Source organism: Pseudomonas sp. SDT291_1_S447, assembly GCF_054070155.1.
The window spans coordinates 1-18,968 of sequence record NZ_JBSVXS010000075.1 but is presented as its reverse complement, the minus strand read 5'-3'; the positions used below and the strand labels follow the sequence as shown (position 1 = coordinate 18,968).

Here is an 18,968-nt window from a genome sequence, read left to right as displayed (position 1 = left end):
AGGATGTTCAAATGGCCACATTGATTCAAGACTCCGTCATACACCATGACACCGTCGTCATTAACGACATCGATATTCATACCAATGAAAAAACAACTTCGACTCTGGATCTGAACAGTCAGTCGGACAATTCAGCGCTGCCTAAAAACCCTGCAAAGACCGCTCAACTGAAAATGGTCGATGACTTGTTCGGTCCGATCGAGATTGGTTCGCTGTCGGTGACCCGCGTTTCCCTCGATATATTGGGCGCCACGATCGACGGTCAGTCCTTGAACGGTCGAAACACTTTTTTCCGCACACCGAAGCGCTCTTTCATCAACTCGTTACAGTTCAACCCGGCCAATGTCGAACTGCAGATGCGGCAATCGGCGGGTACAGACAGTTATTTATTACCGTCGCTGCTATTCGAAGTTGCCAGCCGACGTCCACTGACGGCGCCTCCTGTAATGAAAGAAGCAGTTGGCGAGGAGATCGATGCGGACGGCTATCGCGGCAAACTGCAGAAACTCTTGAATGCGGCACAGAGACTCGATCTCAGACACGCGCAATTACCCCGAAAAACACATCGCTGGGTCAATATCGCCAAAAGTACGACGACGCTGGGTTCGAGCCTCGGTATTCAGGGGTTTGGAATTTACATGGGCTTGCGCGGAATTTATGACGGGATAAGAACCAACAATACCGACGAGATCGTGATCAACACCACCGGCCTCGCCTCCGAGCTGGGTTCCATTGCCGTTGATATCGCCGTGACCCGGTCCGCGACGCAGATGCTCAAAGCCGGACACAGTGCCTACACCGACTTTGTCAAAACCCGATTTGCGATCAGGTTGAGCCGCTCCGGAGGCCTGGTCGGTGGCGCCCTGACGCTGCCTTTCGATATCTATACCGCCGTCAGGTCATTCAATGCTGCCGACAATGCAAAAGGCAAAGAGGCCATAGACCATTACGTCAGCGCTGGCTTGAGTATCGCCAGTGCCGGCATGACAGTGATTCTCGGCCTGGCCGCACTGGCCGGTTTTTCATTCGCCGGGCCGGTCGGCCTTCTCGCTGGTGCGTTGCTTGCCGTCGGCTCACAGATTTATGGCGCCGTACGGATCGTCGATGACATTGATGATTACATCGAACTCACCGACGAGGAGCGCTGGCGTACAGGCTGGTTTTCGTTCGTGGGAAAGAGTCCCGACAAAGATGTCCAGGACCGCTATTCCATAGCCAAAGCCACGGTTGAACATAGCCGGCAATTAAAACGGACCGCCCGAAGATTGCTTGATGGGACCTGGGAGAAAAAGCTCGAAGCTGTCGTCAACGGTGCATTCGAAGTAGAACTCGAGCCGAGCCGCAGGTTGATCAGAAACTGGTGGACCAAGCAGGACAGCTGGCAAACGGTCGATGTGCCAAAAATCAAAGGCAGGGATGACACGATCGATGCCCGAGACGGCGTCACACCTGATACTCCCGGCGCAGAACTGGGAACCGCCGCAGCGCACAAAGGCGTCATATGGTTCATCGGCGACGGTAAAGACGTGATCAAAGGAGTGCAAGAAAAACCCAACACGGTTCATTACGGCGCGGGAAAAAAAGATCTCACGGGAGGCGAAAAGGATGACCGGTTTGTCTTCGAAGCGGCCGGGAAGCTGATCGAGACGGGCGCCGACGTGCCCGGGTATTCGAAGATCAGGGGCGGCTCTGGCAACGATACGCTGGTGCTGGAAGGCAACTACATCTCAAGATTGCCTGAAGGCTCCGGTTATGACGTCGACCTGCAATACGGTACGTTGCATGTCAGCGTGACAGACAGTGAAGCAGAGGACGGGAAAAAACATACCTTCCATAGTTTGCTCGAAAGTATTGAGAACATTGAGACCGTGCCTGGCGCCACTTCAACCGTCAACGGTACGGACGGCCCCAATATCATCCGATCCCAAGGCAGGGACACGATCACCGCAGGCGGTGGCGATGACCAGATAGTCCTGTCTCACACCGGGGCCTCTGCACACGGAAACGCGGGAATGGATACTTACATCATTGCCCACGTCCCTGGCGATCTGGCCATCTTCGAGGACGGTGAACAGGCCAGCGTTATTGCGTTGAACTGGCGAGCGGATCAGATTGAAAGCTGGGCCATCAAAGAAAACAGCCTGGTAATCACATCACGATTCGACTTTTATGAGATGCCCAGGAATGTTGTTTCCGTCCATGACATTTATCAGCAAGTGGATGGCAGGCTCACGCTGAAAAACAATCAGCTGACGTTTATCACCAAGGATGACTTTCACTTGGTGCCGGACTTGCCGGAAACCATCGAACACAACAAGAACATTGATGTACATGCAGTGATTAGCAAAGTCGGGAGACGACAAGGTCCGATTATTCTTAACGCCGATACACATATCATCAAAGACGACAGGCCGCTGGACTTGTTCATCCCGAAAACCCATGACCTGACCACGCTTTATCTAGCGAAAAAACGCAATTCGGTAACCCGTCTGTTTGTGGACTATTCAAGCGCAGAACTGAGCAAAGTCGAGGCCCGCTTCGGCGCCAGAATATCCGACGCCAATGGCGACCTGGTGGTGGGGTGTGATCTGTCCTGCCACTTTGCAGATAAATCGTTACTCATCAAAGGCTACTCGACCAAGCGTGGCGGCATGTACCCGATGAATCTGCTGAAGATCCTGAGAGCCATGGACACTTATCTCGATCATAAAGTGACACTGGTCTTCAAGGATGGCGTCGCAGCGAATTTACGCCTGACTCCGGAAACCGAGGCACAACCCGCTGATGCAAAATTTGCCGTGTATGCCTTCACCGAATGGACCACTCCGATTTCACTCCCGCTGCAACAGCTGCCCGGCGACTACGCCTACGATCTGGCGCAGAATGAGCCGTACCAACTGAAGGCCAATGCCGGATGCGCCAAGCTCTACGCTTATGCGCTCCAGCCCGGGCTGGACACACTGGAAGGCCAGGGCTCGACATATCTGGTTCACCTTGCCGCCAACATGCATATCCGTCTGTGTACGCCGGGCGCCCTTGCCAGCTCCAGCCTGCGCCTGCCATTTGCATCCACCTGGGACCTGGACGCCACGGAACTCGGCAAAGTCGACATCACCCTCGAAAACAACCAGTTGCAAATCGGCACCTGCGTTATTCACCTGCCGACTTACGACAGCGAAGACCTCATCGACCAGGTGCGTGTGATCACCGAAAAGGGCATCGTCCACATCGTCGACCTCTCCTTTGACTGGGTGTATCAGGATGGACTGGACGCGCGGTTCTTTGAAGAGCCCGATGCGACGGCGGCGTTGCCGGACGAATTCGCATCGGTCGCCGACAAAGTGTTGAAAGTCAGGTACATCGCCCTGGCCGACAATGAGCCCGGGACACTGAGTTACAGCTTGCCGATGCGGCGATGGATCCTGGATAGCGACAAGCGTCGAGTCATCGATTACTCGCAACTGCAGGTTTTCAGATATTGCACGCATCAACGACCAAGCCTGTTAACCCCGGCACCTCCACTGATCGAGGTTCCGGCGGCGTGAGCCTCCGTGCCGGGTAACGCCCGACAAATCTGCATCATCCACAAGAAACGATCACTGACGCCTCGAAACCTTCCCAGGCCCGAGTCATCGGGGCTGGCAGCGCGTGCGTCCGGCGAATGCAAACAGATCATTTCCTTATTCAGAAACGCCTATCAACAGGATGTTGTTCATGGCCAAGCCCCCAAAGAAAGTCGCTGGTTCCGCCAGTACCGATACACCCGCTACCACACGACTACCCGAGGCAGAGCCCCTGACAAATCGTCTTCAGGCAGCCGGCCCTTCCACCTTGCGACTGCCTGGCGATCCGACGCCCATCGCGCATTTACCGAATGTGCAGGTTGACGCTGATCTGAGTCGACCCGCCGTGATCGTGAGCGACATGCCGCAACCGGCCGTCGAATCGGCGAGGAACGAAATCGCCTGGCCGCGCAGTCGCTATGCGGAACTGGCGCCTTTCGGAGCCGCGGATAGCGGGCTGTTTGAGGGGCCGGATTTGCGCATATACGCAGAAATAGGTACGGAAGGCCGCTTTCAGGTCGAGCAGAACGCACAGGGGATCTACCACGTACCTCTCTCCTTCGCGCCCGGGGTTCCCGGGCCGGTCCTGGCGAAAATCGACGGCCAGCCACGCTGGCGTATCGAACGCCCTGGCTGGCAATCACCACCGATCTCGGCCGAGTCCGCCCCCACCTCACGCTCACCCGCCTACCTTGCCCCTCAATTGACTGCTCTGCTGGAGCCGGCAATTTCGACGGACGGAATCCGTTACGACAAGCACAATAAAGCCTACGTCGAAATGGAAGGGGGGATGGTTCTGGTGGGCAAGCGCCGCGACGGGCACTACCAGGAAATATCCGCCAGCGAACGATCGTCCTCCGGTGCCGAGGTGGAGATGATTCCGGGCACGAAACTCTGGCGCCGGAAAGTCCCGGTTAGTCCGATTGAACAGACCCCCTCGCCATCAGGCCTGCGTCCCACTGCCGAGTCAGACGCTGCCCAGCCTGGCCCAGGCAAGCGAGCACGGCTCGACGCAGGCGCGATTCCGGAACAGCCAACCTCCGCTGACGCGGATCAAACACCATATTTCTGGTTGCCGTGGGGACATTTGAACCCACCGTCATCGGGAGAGTCGGTGCAATTGGGCTGGCTTCATTACTCGATCGTGCCAATCGGCACGGCCCCCAACCGGCTTCCCAAGGTGTACTTCCTGCAGCACCCGGAGTTTGCACCGGCGTATTTCGATGCCTTTGAACAGATGTTGCGCGACGCACCTGACTTGCAGCCGGTTGCAACCTTTCGCATCGGGTATGAGCCGGGCGAGGCGCGACCGGGCAAACGCTTCTTCGAGAAGCCGTTGTCGCAGTGCGTCGCCGAGACCTTCGTGGATTTTTCCGCGTTCACTTCACGGGCTGTCGCCAGAAGACTGTTCGAACTGTCGGATTACCCACCTGCCATCACGGCCACCGGACTGATGAACATACAGGCCGTGTTGCATCAGTGGAACCACAAGCCCTTCCCCACGGTGCCTGCCTATGCCGACCCGCTCAACCTGTTGCCCGTCGCTTCCACCAGCGAAATCGCGGGCAGGAAAGTCATCAAACTGCTCCCGCAGATCGAGGGTGAACTGCACAGGCTCACCTTCGATCCGCAGCATTTCGCGTTCGAATGGCGGCACTACTCGGCTGACCCTTCTGACTACAACCTGCGGCGTCTGGTCGGCGCCCTGCTGATCCGCAGTGGCTATGACGTTTTCCCGCTGACGCACGATCACCGCAGACCGGCGCTGGTCTTCAAACGCGCAGATCAGGAGACGGTATTTTTCCTGAAACTGGGGGTGCTCAACCATGAAATGGTGGTGCATAACACCCTGCCGGGTACCGAGTTGGCCGATCCGGATCTGCCCGCACGCATCGGCAGTGCCGCGCACCTCGCGCTGACGAGCGCCGAGGCGCAAAAGAACCTGGTGTGGTTGATCGGCGGCGTGCTGAAGACCGAGTCGGCCGCCGATTCGGTGTTCATTCTCAGAGAGCGTTGAAGCCCGCCGGGAACCTTTGTGTCTCGCGTATCGAGGGTTCCCAAGCGGCCACAGATACTCTTCGATATCACTGAAATGCCTTGCATCATCTGGCCACAAAGCAAGACGTATATACCGCACGCCACGACTGCCGATTGCCGAACATAAGTGCTCTTGAAACCCGCCGCGCGATTTCAGAATCGTTGCGGCGCAAGTTCGCCTGATCATTTTGGCGCGTCCGCTGCAGAGCCTCGGATGCCGCTTTATCGGAGCACTTCAATGGCTAAGCCACCCAGGAAAATTCCGGCTTCAACGTCAGCCGATACATCACTGCCTCCGCCGAGACCAGACACCCCGGCGGATACGCGCGCAGGCACCGGGCTTTCCATCGCCGACACGGCAGGCGGGAGTCCGACGCCGGGTTCATCCCCAGCGATGATCGTCTCCGATGTGCCCGGCCAGCGCCCAAGCGTCATCGTCAACGCCCTGCCCGATCCGCTGCCCCATTCACTCGTCCAACCCACGCAAGCGGCGCCGGGAGCAGCAGACTCGACGCCGCCGCACGCAGGTGCTGTGGAGGGGGCCGGCAACATCAACATCGCACCTGAGCTGGCGGCACTGCTGATGAATACCCCGCACACGCCGGAAGGTTTTCGTCACGACAAACGTGGTGCGTCGTATATCAATATGGAGGACGGCAGTCTCTGGCTGGTGCGCAGACAAGCCGAGGGGCATTACCGGCAAGCCTCGGCCCATGACCGAAACTGGCTTGGCGCTGAGGTTGAACTGATTCCCGCCAGCAAACTCTGGCGGCGAGTAGAGCCGACATCCACGACGGCAAAACGTCCGCAGGCAGATCCAGTGCTCCCGCCTGCTGAAACGGCGGGGCCGAGCAAACGGCCGCGTCATGAACAGGCCGACACCGCTCGGGCAGACGCATTGATGGAGTCGTTGATTTCGCGACAGCCGAATGTTTTGGATCTGTCTGCTGGCCAATGGAAAAACTGGGGGAAAACCAGCAAACCGGAACAGGGCGACTCGATAGAAATAGACGGCGCCCACTTCTCGATTGTCTCCACTGGCGGTCAACCGCACACCGGCCTGGTTTACGTACAACATCCGCGATTTTCGCCCGAGGGCTACGACGGTTTTGAACACGTACTGATCAATGAGCCTTCACATCAGCCGAAGTGGGCAATCCAGCGCGACGGCCAATGGCACGTCGTGGAAAACCATTTGCCGTTCGAAATGCCGATGGCGCAATACGTCTCCAGTGCCTTCAAATATTTGTCGGAACATACCGAGCGCGCCCTCGCACGCGGGGTATTCGATCACAGCAGACAATCCAAAGCCCTCGACAACCATGCGTTGTCGATGATGGTGTTGACCTTTCGGCACTGGCACGACCGCATCAATAACGAAGCGCCGACCACACGCGGCCTTCTCGACCCGTTGATGCTGTTGCCCAGACTGTCGGTACAACCCGACCCACTGTATCCCGGCGGCCTCCTTTCCTTGCCCCCGTCCAACGCGCATAGGTTTCAGCGGATCGATTTCGATCCACAGAAGTTTCCCGGTGAATGGGCCGAATACGCAGTAGCACCCACCCCTGCCAATCTGCGCAACGTGTTCGGCACGCTTCTGCGCAACAACGGCTACACGCTCCATCCGTCCTCGCGCGCATTGCAGGAAGGCGCATTGATCTTTCACCGCGAAGGCGTCGCTGCGGTGTTCGTGTTGAAACTGCCGCGCATCACCGGTCACTCGATTCCTCGCCCCACGTTACCAGGCAGCGAAATCTCCGGTTCTGCGTTTCAGGCAAGGCTGACCCCCGCGGCCCAGCGCGAGTTGAACATTCACCTGGCCCAGAAACAGGTCATCTATCTGGTGGGCGGCGTGCAACCAACCGGGCCGGGCAAAAAGAGTTTCTTCATCGTCAGAGAAGGCTGAAAGCCGTTCGTAACCCAATAACCCAATGGAGCACCAAGGATGGTGAAGCCACCCAAGCCAATTCCACTGACCACGCCGTCCGACGCCTTGTCGACCCCGCCGAGACCGGGATCGAATCAGTCCGCGGGCTCCCGTTCCGGCACCGACACTCCCGATCTCGCGGCAGGCAACGCTTTCCGCCCCCCAGAGCCATCGGAAGATGCTGCACCAGACGCGACCGCTCGCCTGCCATCGGTAGTGGTCAACGCATCGCCTGAATCGATTGCCAGGTTGCTGGAGAGCAATATGAATTCCATTACCTGGCCCGCTGCCAATACCCATATGTTGCGCGCGATCGACAATGGCCTGTTTCACAGCCCGCAGGGCGGCACGTATGCGCAGGTCATCGGCGAGGGTTACCTGCAAGTCGAGCGTCAAACGAACGGGCGTTATCGAGTTTTCTGGCCTGCGTCTCTGGGGGAGCCCGGCCCGTTTCTGCAACAGATCGACGGCCAGCCCTTCTGGAGGCCCGACTCGGTTGATCGAGCGGTGCTCTCCGCCGAGGCAGATCGTGCGAGGGCAGGCGCATCAGGCGGCGAATTGCCCAGTCATCTCACAGCCGACCAGGCCAACTGGCGAACAAGAAATACCGCGGCCAGCCCGGACGGCCTCCGTCACGACAAACGCGGAGCGACCTATGTCGAGATGGAAGACGGCACGCTCTGTCTGGTGCGTCGGCAACCCGAGGGGCACTACCGGCAGGCTTCCGCCCACGAACGAAACTGGCTCGGCGCAGACGTTGAACAGATTCCGGGCAGCGGACAGTGGCGGATAAAAACGCCGCAATCATCATCGCAGCATGATTTACCGCACCCCGTGCACAAACGGCCTGCGAGCGAGGCCGACGAAAGTTCGCCCGCACCCGGCAAACGTCCCCGCCTGGCAGAGGAGCAAACACCAGACGACACAGGGTCAATATCCGGGACGACAGCTGATGCCCGACCGCTGGCACCGGCCACGTCTGCCGGGGAATGGCGGCACTGGGGGATGACCCTCAAACCCGAATGGCATGACTCCATAGACATAGACGGTCAGCACTACGTGATCGTGCCGCAACGCGTACTGCCTGACACTACCCTGGTCTTCCTTCAACACCCGCTGTTCAGTCCGGGTCGATACGACGCGTTCGAGCAGATGCTCAAGAACAATCCGTCACTGCAACCGAAGTGGGCCATCAGGAAAGATGACCAATGGACAGTGGTGGAACTCCCGTCATTCGAAAAATCGCTGACTGAGTCTGTAGCCACCTCTTTCCGGTACTTGGCCGACCACTCCTTGAGCGCCATCGCCAGAGCAGCGTTCAACGAGGTCAACCACAGCGAAGTCATCAACGGTGATGGACTGCGCGTGTTGTTCGACACCTTCTATCACTGGGAAAACCGAACCCTTGCCCTCGCCTCCAGACGCGAGCTCGCTGACCCGCTGATGATGCTTCCCGTGTTGCCCACCCAACCCTCCGCCCATCTGAATGGACAGACACTGTTGCTGCCCTCGCCCTTTGCCACGGGTCTGGAACGCATCGACTTTGATACCCGGATGTTCGAACAACGATGGCGTGAGGCCGTGCACGCCCCAGGCTCCAGCCTGCGCGCGTTATTCAGCGAGCTTCTGCAGGACAACGGTTATGCCGTGGATCGCACCAGTCGACTGTTCAGCGAGGATGCCTTGCTGTTTCAGCGCAGCACTCTGGACGTGGTGTTCGTCTTGCGTCTGCGTCCAAGCACCCCGGACGGCAGGGTGAATCGCAGGAGCGATCCTGGCGACGAACTGCTGGTACCGACACTCAGGGCCCGCCTGGCGCGATCCAGATGGCGGCAAATGCTCGAACCCGACAAGGTCGTTTATCTGGTCGGCGGCACGCAAACCGTCTCTGCGCAGCAGACGCTGCTGTTCATCGTCAGAGAAGGTTGAGCGCCATGTCCATCCCCAACCAACCCCATCGAGAATGACCTGCATGGCCAAACCACCAAAAAAAATCCCGGGTACCGCCGTGGCCGATTCCACCACGGGGCCTCGTTCACCGGCGGCGGAGTCGGCTGATATCAGTCCCGTCCCTGGCGCGGCTATCGACACCGTGCGGGTGGGTGAACAGCGCATGGCTGACCTCACGCCCCATGTGCCGACCGGCGAATCGACACCCCCACCATCGGTGCTGGTCAGCGACCTGCCTGCCCACCGTCCATTGTCACCCAATACTGCGTTGCGCTCGCTCACCTGGCCCGCTGAAAACCTGCATTTGTTGATTCCTCTGGATATCGACAGCGGCCTGTCCATCAGCGTCGATGGCAGGATTTATGCCGCTGTCGAAAACGAAGGCCATTTGCTGGTCGAGCGCCAATCCGACGGTCGCTATCAGATTCCCTTCGATTTCGCCCCCGGAGTGCCCGGCCCGTTCGTCAGCAAAATCAGGGACCAGTCATTGTGGCGTTTCGAGATCCCGGACTGGCTTGTCGAAAACTCAGGCAGACCAGCCCCCTTCACGCCCCCGCCTGGCCCGATTGCCGGTCACACGCCGACATACCTGGCGCCGCATCTGGCGGCCCGGCTTTCTCCAGCAACAGACTCACCCGATGCGATTCGGTATGACCGGTACCGAAAAACCTATGTGGACACAGCCGAAGGCACGGTCATGGTGGCGAAAAATGACAAGGGCGATTATCAGCAAACCTCCGCCGCAGATCGCCACCCCTCTGGCGTATTTCTGGAACGGATGCCCGGAACGCTCTACTGGCGGCAAAAAAATCCGCAAACCTCTGCCCGCCACGACAATCCACGTCAGGACAGGCGCCGACCTGCAACGCCGACCGACTCCGCACCTGGCCCCGGTAAACGGTCGTTCATGGGCAACGACGCAGACAGTGCCAGCGATACGCAGGCACTTGCCCAAAGCCTGATTTCGTCCAGCGATGGCACGCTTGATCTGTCTCATGGGGCATGGCGCGACTGGGGCAAGACAACCCCTTGGCCGCTGGAAACGCACGTTGAAATCGACAACCTTTATTACCCGGTGGTGACTCAGACCCTAATCGCCGACACCCCCATGGCCTATATGAAACACCCACGGTTTTCACCGGATCTGTATGACAGTTTCGAGCGCATGCTTGTCACCGACCCCGCCTTGCAACCCCGGTGGGTGGTCAAGATCAATGATCGATGGAGCGTTCTGGGCCAGCGCTTGCCGTTCGAGTTGCCGCTGACGCAATACATTTCAGCCCATTTCAAATATCTCACCGAGGAATCGACCAGTTGCCTCGCCCGAGCCATGTACAACCAGGCCAGCAGATCCGAAATCATCAACGGCCACGGTCTGGCGGTATTGAATCAGACGTTGCGCTTCTGGGCCGACCGGACGAACAACAAGGTGCAGCGACAGGATCTGGCCGAGCCACTTTGCCTGTTGCGCAAACTGCCGCCCTTGAATGAGGCCCAACGGTCGTCAGCGCTTCCTTCTTCGCTGGGTGAAGGTTTGCAGCGACTGGATTTCGATCCGGGGCAATTTGCTCAGCTCTGGATCGATCATGCCGTGCTGCCGGCGACACCTGAACTGCGAAAACTGTTCAGCGCCGTACTGACGAAAAACGGCTACCGCCTCGAGCCTGCAACGCTCAGCACTGGTGAAAACACGCTGCTGTTCCACCGGGAAAAGATCAACAGCCTGTTTGTATTGACCTTCCCTGCAGTCAGCGGTCAGCAAATACAGCGCAACGCAACGCCCGGGATTGCCTGGAGTGATACCGACCTGCAAATCCGTATGGGTGAAAAACAGCAAACATTGGCCACTTATAGAGAGGAACAGCGGCTGGTCCATCTATTGGGTGGCATTGATAAACGCACGCAACGTCTGGCAACGCTGTTTATCGTCAGGGAGGGCTGAGTCCTTTCAGGACAAGTACAACCAATGAAATAACCCAACGTCGCAAGGCGACGATGGCCATTTGTTGCCTGCGGGACGACCGTTACAGGCACCCGGCAACAAACGCTGCACGGCCCATTCAATCAACCGATGGCCCGACAACATTCAACGATCGATCACTTAGAGATACGCCAATGACTAAACCACCCAAGCCCCCGATGGGCAATCGAACGCCTGATGCTTCTACGACCCGACCGGTGCAGGATCAGGGGCCGCCCCATTCGCCCGCCCTTATGATTGGCCCTATGCCTGGCCCGTTGCTTGCCTCGTTCCTCGACAACGTTCCCACCGCAAGTTCAGGGAGGGATACAAGCCCACAAGTAACAGTGACGTACATAACCGATCCAGTGACTACCGACCTCAATGCGAAACTCAGGGAGATTTCCTGGCCCGCCTTGCAGAATCATCTGCTGCGACCGCACGAATCCGTGGACGGCTTGTTCTTCAGTCCCGAAGGTCACCTTTATGCGCATCTTGGTGAAGGTGGCTATTACCGCGCCGAACACAACGTCGATGGCGACTTGCAGATTCCCTGGCCCGCCGCTCCGGGTGTAACGCCTCCCCTACTGAAAAAAATCGACGGTCAGCCACGCTGGCGTCTCGAGGCCGACTGGTATTCCCGCCCGCCAACGTCTGAAACCCGGTTACCGCCAGTGCTGGCACCCGCGCCCCCCTCCCAGACGTCACTCTTTCTGCCCCCGCACCTGGCGGCGCTGCTGACCATTGCGCCAGACACCACGAACGGTATCCGTTACGACAAGCACAAAAATGCTTACATCAACATGGCAGAAGGCACTGCCATGGTGCGCCGCAACGATGATGGCCAGTTTGAACTGGCGTGGTCCGGACAGCGGTCAACCGGCGATCTGGTCGAGCAGATACCGCAAACAACGCTCTGGCGTCGCAAGGTCGGCGGCGCGGCGCAAGCGGACAATCGCCGACCAGCCCCCGCCGCCGAGGAGCCGACAGCCGGGCCAAGCAAACGGCCACGCCTGGAGGCTGAACCGGACGCTACCGGGCCCTCTGCTCCTGTGTCATCTGCCAGCGACTGGCATGCCTGGGGAAGCGCCGTAAAACCAGGCACCGGAGACTCTATCGAGATCGACGGACAACACTATCCGATCGTTTCGCAGGCAGGACATGCCACTGACGCCCTGGTCTTTATCAAACCCCCACTGTTCGCCGCCGAAGGCTTCGAGGCTTTCGAGCAGATGTTACGCAGCACCCCGCAGTTGCAGCCCAAGGGCGCAGTGAAGTTGAAGGAAAGATGGGGAATACCGGTCAACGACAAATGGGAGGTCGTCGCTGGCCCTCCATTTAAAAAACCCCTCGCGCAGTACGTGGCCGATACTTTTCCATACATGGCAGATCATTCGGCGAGTGCCGTCGCCCGCGCCATGTTCAATCGCGCCAATCACGCCGAAACGCTCAATGGTTACGGGCTGAACGATTTGTTTGAAACCTTCCAGTATTGGGCAGTCAGGCCGCAAAACATGTGGGATCAAAAAGTCAGCCGATACGATCTGGTCGACCCGTTGTTGTTATTGCCTGCGCTTTCCCGACCCGGCGAGAGTTACATTGCCAAACCGTCAGGATTCGCCGAAGGCCTGCAACGTATCGACTTCGATTTGCAGCGCGTGCCTCAGCATTTGCGCAAGATCAACGACGAGTATCGCAGCAAAAAACTGCGAACCCTGTTCCAGAGCCTTCTGACGGAACAGGGTTATCAGGTTTCCTATAGCTTTCGGGGATCGGCGGCCCAGCAAGATGCGTTGATGATTCAGCAGCAAGGTGTCGACCTTGTATTCATCCTGCGCTTCCCGGCCTTGATGCAGGGCAACTACCTGGATTTCGATGTCACGAACTGGCTGCGAACCAAAGCACTGGTCAACAAACATGAGCCTTCCGACGAGGCCCTGTTGAACAAAGCACTCGCCGAAGACAAGGTCGTATATTTGATGGGCGGTCTGGAAAGAGATCCTTCGGGCCAACCGAGTCTTTTTGTTTTCCGCCAAAAATAACGATCGCTTCGGTTCAAGCCTTAAGCCTGGCCAAGTCTGACATCAGCCCGACGCAGACGAAAAAAAGCCCGCAGTGTGAGCGGGCGAAAGACCAAAGAAGCTATATGCGCAGTCGCTTCCCGGTGGGGGCAGCTGCTTGGGGGTCAGCTGCCCCGGTACGTGGAATAGCTGTAAGGCGAAATCAGCAATGGCACGTGGTAGTGATCCTGTTCGGCAGAAATGCCGAAGCGCAGCACAACCACGTCCAGAAAGGCCGGTTCCGGCAACTGAACGCCACGGGCGCGGTAGTAATCGCCCGCGTGGAACTGAACCTGATAAACGCCGGTACGATAATCATCGCCTTGCAGCAGCGGCGCATCGACCCGGCCATCGCTGTTGGTTACAGCACTGGCGACCAATTCCAGTTGCGAACCTTCAACGCGGTACAGCTCGACCTTGATCGAACTGCCCGGGCAACCGTGTGCAGCGTCCAAAACGTGTGTTGTCAAACGTCCCATTGATTCTGCGCGCCTGGCCGCAAAGAGCAGTCAGACTTCGCGCCTCCCGAAGTCAGTTGAAAAGGAGACCGCACCGATTCGGAGCACGAAACGCTGCGGCGAGCGATTGATTAAGACACTTTTCAAAAAAATTGTACACAATAAAAACGACATTTTTCACATCACCCCCGCCATTCGGGGGTTTCCTCGTGTTCTGCCAGCAACACGCCTATTCATTGAACCTCCTATCCATTAGCTGACTGGTCAGGCAGGTTTCTTGCAGGCTTACGCCAATAGCAGGAAAAGATGACAGTCGGTGAAAAATGCGAAAATTCAGGCTTACAAATTGCGAATAAAGTTGTATACAATCAGCCCATCGCTGTGACGCCAGCCTGCCAGGCCGCCACACAAATCTGTCAACGAACAAGAAGGAAGACTGCAGTGAGCGCTGACTACCCACGCGACCTGATCGGTTACGGCAGTAACCCTCCTCACCCACACTGGCCGGGCAATGCCCGCATCGCCCTGTCGTTCGTACTCAATTACGAAGAAGGCGGCGAACGCAACATTCTGCACGGCGACAAAGAATCCGAAGCCTTCCTCTCCGAAATGGTTGCTGCTCAGCCGCTGCAAGGCGCGCGCAACATGAGCATGGAATCGCTTTACGAGTATGGCAGCCGCGCCGGCGTCTGGCGGATCCTGAAACTGTTCAAGGAATTCGACATTCCGCTGACCATCTTCGCCGTCGCCATGGCCGCTCAGCGCCACCCGGACGTGATCCGCGCGATGGTCGATGCCGGCCACGAGATCTGCAGCCACGGCTATCGCTGGATCGACTACCAGTACATGGACGAAGCGCAGGAACGCGAGCACATGCTCGAAGCGATCCGCATCCTCACCGAAATCACCGGTGAGCGCCCACTGGGCTGGTACACCGGCCGCACCGGCCCGAACACTCGTCGCTTGGTCATGGAAGAAGGTGGTTTCCTCTACGACTGCGACACCTACGACGACGACCTGCCCTACTGGGAACCGAACAACCCGACCGGCAAGCCGCATCTGGTGATCCCGTACACCCTCGACACCAACGACATGCGCTTCACCCAGGTGCAGGGTTTCAACAAGGGTGACGACTTCTTCGAATACCTCAAAGACGCCTTCGATGTGCTTTATGCCGAAGGCGCTGAAGCACCGAAAATGCTCTCGATCGGTCTGCACTGCCGCCTGATCGGCCGTCCGGGTCGCATCGCTTCGCTCAAACGCTTTATCGAATACGCCAAAAGTCATGAACAGGTGTGGTTCAGCCGTCGCGTCGACATCGCGCGTCACTGGCACGAAACCCAGCCGTACCAAGGGGCCGCCCAATGAGCCGCTTTCAAACCCTGCAACCGTCGACCCTGAGCCGCGACGCTTTCGTCAATGCCTTCGCCGACATCTACGAACATTCGCCATGGGTGGCCGAGAAGGCCTACGACCTGGGCGTAGATGCCTCGATCGACGAGATCGAAACCCTGCACCAGCGCATGAGCGACATCCTGTTGAGCGCCGATCACGCCAGTCAACTGGCACTGATCAACGCTCACCCGGACCTGGCCGGTAAAGCTGCCGTCCAGGGCCAACTGACCGAAGCCAGCACCAATGAACAGGCTGGCGCCGGTATTCACCAATGCACGGCCGAAGAGTTCCAGCGCTTCACCGAGCTGAACGACGCCTACAAAGCCAAGTTCAAGTTTCCCTTCATCATGGCGGTAAAAGGCAGCAACCGGCATCAGATCCTCGCGGCGTTCGAAACGCGCATTCACAACTCGCAAGATACCGAGTTCAAATGCGCGCTGGCGGAGATCAACAAGATTGCCCTGTTCCGTTTACTGACTCTTTAGCAAGCCTGACCCGAGTACATCAAACGCGGAGAGTACCCAGGGTCTTGCAAGCATCCCCAGCCACTTTTTTAAAGGCAGACAAGAAGAATGAAAGCTTACGCCGTACCTTTCGAAAAATTCGTCAACCTGGCCGATGCCCGTCTGGGCACCAAAATCATCTCGGTCACCGATGACTGGTTCGCAGACGCCAATCGTCTGTTCCAACCGACCCCGGCCGTATGGAAGGAGGGCGTGTTCGATGACAACGGCAAGTGGATGGACGGCTGGGAATCGCGCCGCAAGCGCTTCGAAGGCTTCGACAGCGCTGTGATTCGTCTGGGCGTACCGGGCTCGATCAAAGGCGTCGACATCGACACTTCATTCTTCACCGGCAACTTCCCGCCATCGGCCTCTCTGGAAGCGTGCTTCCTGGCCTCGGGCGAGCCTGATGAAAACACTCAGTGGACTGAAGTGCTGTCGGCCGTCGAGCTGCAGGGCAACAGCCACCACTACCACGAAATCAGCAACGACCAAGCGTTCAGCCACCTGCGCTTCAACATCTACCCGGACGGCGGTGTTGCCCGTCTGCGCGTGTACGGCATTCCGTTCCGCGACTGGTCGGCGGTTGGCGATAACGAGCAAGTCGATCTGGCAGCAGCCCTCAATGGTGGCCGCGCCCTCGCCTGCTCCGACGAACACTTCGGCCGCATGAGCAACATCCTCAACCCGGGCCGTGGCATCAACATGGGCGACGGCTGGGAAACCGCACGTCGTCGCACGCCGGGCAATGACTGGGTCATCGTCGCGCTGGGTCACCCGGGCGAGATCGAGAAGATCGTCGTCGACACCCTTCACTTCAAAGGCAACTACCCGGACACCTGCTCGATCCAGGGCGCATTCGTCAAGGGCGGTACTGACAGCCAGATCGAAACCCAGTCGCTGTTCTGGCGTGAACTGCTGCCGAGCCAGAAGCTGGAAATGCACGCCGAACACACCTTCGTCGAGCAGATCAAGGCGCTGGGCCCGATCACCCACATCCGCCTGAATGTGTTCCCGGATGGTGGTGTGAGCCGCCTGCGTGTACTGGGCAAGGTCGCTAAATAAGCAGTGAAGCCATTCGCGAGCAAGCTCGCTCCCACATTTGGAATGCATTCCCCTGTGGGAGCGAGCCTGCTCGCGAAGGCATCAAAACAGTCAACACAGAATTCGGATAAGAAGAACAGCATGCGCACACTACAGATTGAACCGCTGAGCAAAGAAGCCTTCGCCCCTTTCGGTGACGTGATCGAAACCGACGGCAGCGATCACTTCATGATCAACAACGGTTCGACCATGCGCTTCCATAAACTGGCGACGGTCGAAACCGCTCAGCCTGAGGACAACGCGATCATCAGCATCTTCCGCGCCGACGCGCAGGACATGCCGCTGACCGTTTGCATGCTGGAACGCCATCCGCTGGGCAGCCAGGCTTTCATCCCGCTGCTCGGCAACCCCTTTCTGATCGTGGTCGCGCCAGTTGGCGATGAACCTGTATCAGGCTTGGTCCGCGCCTTCGTCACCAACGGCAGGCAGGGCATCAATTACCATCGCGGCGTCTGGCACCACCCGGTGCTGACGATCGAAAAGCGGGATGACTTCCTGGTGGTTGATCGCAGTGGCACAGGCAACAACTGCGATGAGCATTTTTTCAAAGAGGATGAGCGTTTGATCCTCGCCCCCCACCAATAAGAGAAGGTCTGATCACTCGACAACAAGAGTGACAGGCGAGAGGTAAAGACTGTGGAAGCACATCTGTTGGAATGGCTGAACCTGAGCGTGCGCTGGGTTCACATGATTACTGGCGTGGCCTGGATCGGCGCGTCGTTCTACTTCGTCTGGCTGGAGAACAACCTCAACCGCGTCAACCCGAAAACCGGCCTGGCCGGTGACCTGTGGGCGATCCACGGTGGCGGTATCTATCACCTGGAAAAATACAAACTGGCCCCGCCGGCGATGCCGGAGAACCTGCACTGGTTCAAATGGGAAGCCTACTTCACCTGGATGTCGGGTATCGCGCTGCTTTGCGTGGTGTTCTACTCCAATCCAACGCTCTACCTGCTGGCTCCGGGCAGCACCCTGAGCGGCCCTGAAGGCGTGGCCATCGGTATCGGCTCGCTGTTTATCGGCTGGTTCATCTACTCCTTCCTGTGCGACTCGGCCCTGGGCAAACGCCCTGCTCTGCTCGGTTTCATTCTGTTCGTGCTGATCATCGGCGCGGCGTATGGCTTCAGCAAAGTGTTCAGCGGTCGTGGTGCGTACCTGCATGTCGGCGCGATCATCGGCACCATCATGGTCGGCAACGTGTTCCGCATCATCATGCCAGCGCAACGTGCACTGGTCGCGGCGATTGCCGAGAACCGCACGCCGGACCCGGCGCTGCCAGCCAAAGGCTTGCTGCGTTCGCGTCACAACAACTACTTCACCTTGCCGGTGCTGTTCATCATGATCAGCAACCACTTCCCGAGCACCTATGGCAGCCAGTACAACTGGTTGATCCTCGCTGGGATCGCGGTGTTGGCGGTGTTGGTGCGTCATTACTTCAACACCCGTCACGACAGCCACAAGTTTGCCTGGACGCTGCCAGTTGCGGCGGTGGGCATGATCAGTCTGGCCTACGTCACCGGCCCGATGCCGATGTCGACCGCGCCGGAAGTGGCCAAGGCACCCGCCAAAATCGAGTACCAACCGCTGCCGGAAACGGCACTGGGTGGTGGTTTGAAACCGGCTGAAGCGGCACCGGCAGCCCCTGCCGAACCTGCAACAGCACCGGCGCAAGCCTCCAACGCAGGCCCGGGTTTCGACAAAGTGCACACAGTGATCCAGGAACGCTGCGCGGTTTGCCACTCGGCCAAACCAACCAGTCCGTTGTTCAGCGCAGCTCCGGCGGGTGTGATGCTCGACACCCCTGAGCAAATTCGTCAGAACGCGGCACGCATCCAGGCGCAAGCCATCACCACGCAGATCATGCCACTGGGCAACATCACTCAGATGACCCAGCAGGAACGTGACCTGATCGGTGCATGGATCGCCCAGGGAGCGCAGACCAACTAAGCAACAAAGCTTCGCGAGCAGGCTCGCTCCCACAGAGATCGCGTTCCTCTGATGGGACTCG

The 18,968-nt window shown here is 58.3% G+C and carries 12 protein-coding genes; 11 read left to right on the top strand and 1 reads right to left on the bottom strand.

What is annotated here, in order from left to right; genetic code table 11:
• The first annotated feature begins 11 nt into the window (after positions 1 to 11).
• The 6 genes from ACW9IR_RS20440 (at position 12) to ACW9IR_RS20415 (ending at position 13,482) form a co-directional block, all read left to right on the top strand.
• Complete coding sequence (locus ACW9IR_RS20440; protein ID WP_457464913.1) at positions 12 to 3,545, top strand: calcium-binding protein; 3,534 nt, start codon at positions 12 to 14, stop codon at positions 3,543 to 3,545.
• Positions 3,546 to 3,714: 169 nt separating this feature from the next.
• Positions 3,715 to 5,580: a hypothetical protein gene (locus ACW9IR_RS20435; protein WP_457464911.1), complete on the top strand. Its 1,866-nt coding sequence runs from the start codon at positions 3,715 to 3,717 to the stop codon at positions 5,578 to 5,580.
• Between the two features lie 258 nt (positions 5,581 to 5,838).
• Positions 5,839 to 7,509 carry a hypothetical protein gene (locus ACW9IR_RS20430; protein WP_457464909.1) on the top strand — a complete coding sequence of 557 codons (1,671 nt, stop codon included), beginning with the start codon at positions 5,839 to 5,841 and terminating at the stop codon, positions 7,507 to 7,509.
• A 285-nt stretch (positions 7,510 to 7,794) separates the two neighbouring features.
• Positions 7,795 to 9,459: a hypothetical protein gene (locus ACW9IR_RS20425; protein WP_457464907.1), complete on the top strand. Its 1,665-nt coding sequence runs from the start codon at positions 7,795 to 7,797 to the stop codon at positions 9,457 to 9,459.
• Between the two features lie 43 nt (positions 9,460 to 9,502).
• Positions 9,503 to 11,422, top strand: a complete 1,920-nt coding sequence (locus ACW9IR_RS20420; RefSeq protein WP_457464905.1) for a hypothetical protein — start codon at positions 9,503 to 9,505, stop codon at positions 11,420 to 11,422.
• A 284-nt stretch (positions 11,423 to 11,706) separates the two neighbouring features.
• The gene (locus ACW9IR_RS20415) at positions 11,707 to 13,482 is read left to right on the top strand and encodes a hypothetical protein (RefSeq protein WP_457464903.1); all 1,776 of its coding nucleotides are present in this window, start codon (positions 11,707 to 11,709) and stop codon (positions 13,480 to 13,482) included.
• A gap of 143 nt (positions 13,483 to 13,625) precedes the next feature.
• Here ACW9IR_RS20415 and uraH read toward each other — a convergent pair whose 3' ends face one another.
• Positions 13,626 to 13,979, bottom strand: coding sequence for a hydroxyisourate hydrolase (gene uraH, locus ACW9IR_RS20410; RefSeq protein ID WP_008080901.1), 354 nt, complete (start codon positions 13,977 to 13,979; stop codon positions 13,626 to 13,628).
• 420 nt (positions 13,980 to 14,399) lie between these two features.
• On the opposite strand from uraH, the gene puuE reads away from it, so the two are divergent.
• The 5 genes from puuE to ACW9IR_RS20385 all read left to right on the top strand — a co-directional run bounded on the left by puuE (position 14,400) and on the right by ACW9IR_RS20385 (position 18,907).
• Positions 14,400 to 15,326, top strand: a complete 927-nt coding sequence (puuE, locus tag ACW9IR_RS20405; protein ID WP_038366990.1) for an allantoinase PuuE — start codon at positions 14,400 to 14,402, stop codon at positions 15,324 to 15,326.
• The gene (gene uraD / locus ACW9IR_RS20400) at positions 15,323 to 15,838 is read left to right on the top strand and encodes a 2-oxo-4-hydroxy-4-carboxy-5-ureidoimidazoline decarboxylase (RefSeq protein ID WP_093441657.1); all 516 of its coding nucleotides are present in this window, start codon (positions 15,323 to 15,325) and stop codon (positions 15,836 to 15,838) included. Before puuE ends, uraD begins: the two co-directional genes overlap by 4 nt.
• Positions 15,839 to 15,925: 87 nt before the next feature.
• Positions 15,926 to 16,921, top strand: a complete 996-nt coding sequence (gene alc, locus ACW9IR_RS20395) for an allantoicase (protein ID WP_007913974.1) — start codon at positions 15,926 to 15,928, stop codon at positions 16,919 to 16,921.
• 120 nt (positions 16,922 to 17,041) lie between these two features.
• On the top strand, positions 17,042 to 17,545 hold the full coding sequence (locus tag ACW9IR_RS20390; protein ID WP_108226901.1) for an ureidoglycolate lyase: 504 nt from the start codon (positions 17,042 to 17,044) through the stop codon (positions 17,543 to 17,545).
• A gap of 51 nt (positions 17,546 to 17,596) precedes the next feature.
• Positions 17,597 to 18,907 carry a urate hydroxylase PuuD gene (locus ACW9IR_RS20385; RefSeq protein WP_457464899.1) on the top strand — a complete coding sequence of 437 codons (1,311 nt, stop codon included), beginning with the start codon at positions 17,597 to 17,599 and terminating at the stop codon, positions 18,905 to 18,907.
• Positions 18,908 to 18,968 lie beyond the last annotated feature (61 nt).